Below are 437 nucleotides of genomic sequence, written 5' to 3' on the forward strand. Positions count from 1 at the left end.
GTCGCTGCGGCCGGGTGATGTCATCGGCCGCTTTGGTGGGGAAGAGTTCATCGTCGCTTTGCCCAATACGACTGCCAGCGATGCGCAGCAGGTAGCCGAACGATTGAAGCAGCGGGTCGCGGAACTGGCCAGTACGGGCGACATGGCATCGCTGCGCCCGAGCGTGACTATTGGTGTAGCCACTGCCCAGGATGGCCATAGTGAACTTGACGACCTGATCCAGCGCGCCGATGAACTGTTATATGTGGGCAAGCGAGCAGGGCGTGATCGGGTAGTGGTATGTACGGATGGCTGAGGTGATAAGGTGAAAATATATTTGATGCTTAAACAACGTCGAGGCGGTGAGTGGCTTGTTGAACTTAAAATGTCATATTAAAAGTATAGGATGGCTCTAGTAATATTGTCTGATAGTCAAGTTTTTGGCTGATTAGATTTCC

At 52.2% G+C, this 437-nt stretch carries 1 protein-coding gene; it reads left to right on the plus strand.

The window, feature by feature from the left end:
* A partial coding sequence (locus tag Q5762_RS37200; RefSeq protein ID WP_315896732.1) for a GGDEF domain-containing protein occupies nucleotides 1-295 on the plus strand: 295 nt, incomplete at its 5' end.
* Nucleotides 296-437: the final 142 nt, after the last annotated feature.

Source organism: Streptomyces sp. P9(2023), from assembly GCF_032436795.1.
GTDB lineage: Bacteria > Actinomycetota > Actinomycetes > Streptomycetales > Streptomycetaceae > Streptomyces.